Here is a 2,789-nt window from a genome sequence, read left to right as displayed (position 1 = left end):
AACTGCTACTTATCAGGAAACAATCGATTATTACAAAGACCTGGATGCAAAGTATGAGCATATGCGGTTTCTTGAATACGGCCCTACTGATATCGGAATACGTCTGAACCTGGTTATTCTTTCCCACGATAAGCTATTTGATCCTGAAAAGATTCGTAAGGCAAATAAACGTATCCTGCTAATCAACAATGGCATACATCCCGGAGAACCAGAAGGGATTGATGCGTCGATGATGCTAGCCAGGGATATGCTTGCAAATAATACATTACCTAAGGATGTTGTAATCTGTATCATTCCGGTATACAATATTGATGGGATGCTGAACCGGGGTAATTCACGGGCTAACCAAAATGGACCGGAAGCTTACGGTTTCCGCGGTAATTACCAGAACCTTGATCTTAACCGCGATTTTATTAAAACAGATTCGAAAAACTCCCGCAGCTTTCAGGAGATATTCAATACCTGGCAGCCGGAAGTTTTTGTAGATAATCACACGAGTAATGGCGCTGATTATCAGTATGTGATGACATTAATCCATCCCCAAAAGGACAAGCTGAATCCTATATTGTCGGAATACGCGAGTAAGCAAATGATACCTGACCTTTACAAAGGCATGAAAGAAGGCGGCTTTGAGATGATTCCCTATGTAAATAGTGTCGAAGAAAGCCCGGATGCGGGGATAGTTGGATTTCTTGAATTAGCCCGCTACTCCACAGGTTATGCAGCTTTACATAATACTATTGGCTTTATGCCTGAAACACATATGCTTAAGCCGTTCGCCCAGCGTGTGGAGAGCACCTACCAGTTTATGGCTAATGTGATCAGAATCGTACAACGCGATGCGAAAGAAATTGGCTCTATTAAAATGAAGGCCGACGATCAGGTAAAAGACCAAGCTAAATTCAATCTTCAATGGGCCTTGAATAAAGAAGATTCGTCAACGATCAGATTCAAAGGCTACGCAGCGAAAAACAAACCAAGTGAAGTAAGCGAAGTTGACCGTTTATATTACGACCGTAATGCCCCGTTCGAAAAAGACATTAAGTACTGGGATAATTATGTTCCTACTGTCGCTGTTGAGAAACCAGTTGCTTACATCCTACCACAGTCCTGGGATAAAGTGATCAGTCTGCTTAAGCTTAATGGGGTGCAAATGAAACAAATCCAGGCTGACACTGAATTAGAAGTGCAGGTTTATTATATTGAGGATTATAAGTCGCCTGCTAAACCTTTTGAAGGCCACTATCTTCACACCCAGGTGAAGGTTAAGCCGGTTGAACAAAAAATAAAGTATTACGCCGGCGACTATGTTGTCTATACTAATCAAAAGCAAAACCGTTATATAGTGGAGACACTTGAACCGCAGGGGGTCGATTCCTTTTTTGCCTGGAACTTTTTCGACTCTATACTGGGCCAGAAAGAACACTTTTCTGCTTATGTGTTTGAGGATGATGCTGCGGAAATGTTAAAGGCGGATCCGGCGCTCAAAGCGAAGTTTGAAGCGGAGAAAGCAAAAAACCCTGAGTTCGCGAAAAATCCGGATGCACAGCTAAACTGGCTTTACAAGAATTCACCTTATTACGAAAAGACCTTTTTGAGGTATCCTGTGGGACGACTAATTAAGGATATTAAATTATAAATCAGATAAATGGAAAGTTTTATTAACGATACCCCTGTTGCCACAATAATATTCATATTCACGATCGTTACCAGCCTCTACGCCTTTTCAAATGCAGAGGTTTATGGAAAGTTTATGCTCCATCCCTATAGTGTGAGTAGAGGAAGAAGATTATACTCGGTAATTACAAGCGGGATGATCCATAAGGATTGGGGGCACTTGCTGGTCAATATGCTGTCTTTCTATTTTTTCGCGTTTACGCTAGAAAAGACATTTGTTTCCTTAAGCAGCTGGGGCCATGTGCAGTTTGGCCTTCTGTATATTGTAAGTATAGTTTTAAGTGATGTTAGTTCAATACTTAAACACAAAGAAGATTTCTGGTACAATAGCTTAGGTGCATCCGGAGCTGTCTGTGCGGTTGTTTTCAGCTATATTTTATTCTACCCGATGAATAAAATGATCATTTTCCCTTTGCCCATACCTATTCCCGCTGTATTATATGGTTTCTTGTTTCTGGGCTATTGCTGGTATGCTTCACGGAACTCACGGGATGCTATTAACCATGACGCCCATTTCTACGGTGCACTCACCGGCGTTTTTTTGACGGTTGTATATTATCCGGATATCGCAGGATATTTCATCAATCAGTTGACCGGTAGAGTATAGGAAATACAGGTTTAAATCCCCGGAAGGGTAACAGATCCTGCTGGCCTGAAGTTCTCCTCTTCATCTAATAAAAAGCTGAGGGGCTGTTCCGGGTCTTTAATTATCTCAAATAACAAAAGGCCCCAGGGTTTCCAGAAATTCTCAAGAACTTGCCCGTACACCTTATTTTGCCAAAGATCAAAAAGGGGCTTATTGCTCATACCTCTTAAAGGCATAGGCTCAATATATATTGCTTCATCAGTAGGCATTATGGTGTATTCCGGCAGGCGGTTAAATAGGTAGTTGCTATAGAAGAATTTCCCGCAGACTTCTTCAAATTGAATAGGATGGAGGGATTCTTTGCCGATTTTATCAAGTACATCTTTGTGATAAAGCCCGTTTGTTCCATTATCCTGTAAACAAGCAACAATACCGAAATCTTTCATGCTTAAATTGAATGTAAGCGTATTGATTTCATCGCGATAATTGAAAAGGTCCTGGTCTGTATCGATCTTAAAGATGCGGA

Annotated in this window: 2 protein-coding genes and 1 pseudogene; 2 read left to right on the top strand and 1 reads right to left on the bottom strand. The window is 41.2% G+C overall.

Translation table 11 applies throughout. From position 1 onward, the window contains the following. Both WBJ10_RS00050 and WBJ10_RS00045 read left to right on the top strand, forming a co-directional pair. Positions 1-1,639 (top strand): M14 family metallopeptidase (locus WBJ10_RS00050; RefSeq protein ID WP_424287394.1); only part of this gene is annotated, 1,639 nt, incomplete at its 5' end. A 9-nt stretch (positions 1,640-1,648) separates the two neighbouring features. Next, complete coding sequence (locus WBJ10_RS00045) at positions 1,649-2,284, top strand: rhomboid family intramembrane serine protease (protein ID WP_424287392.1); 636 nt, start codon at positions 1,649-1,651, stop codon at positions 2,282-2,284. Positions 2,285-2,295: 11 nt separating this feature from the next. Here WBJ10_RS00045 and WBJ10_RS00040 read toward each other — a convergent pair. After that, positions 2,296-2,789, bottom strand: a pseudogene (locus WBJ10_RS00040) (hypothetical protein); the annotation flags it as partial.

The organism is Daejeonella sp. (assembly GCF_049655485.1).
Classification (GTDB): domain Bacteria; phylum Bacteroidota; class Bacteroidia; order Sphingobacteriales; family Sphingobacteriaceae; genus Daejeonella.
This window is presented reverse-complemented; position numbering and strand designations above follow the sequence as displayed.

Coding starts and splice junctions, on each gene's coding strand:
- WBJ10_RS00045 (WP_424287392.1), top strand. CDS start 1,649: ATGGAAAGTTTTATTAACGATACCCCTGTTGCCACAATAATATTCATA.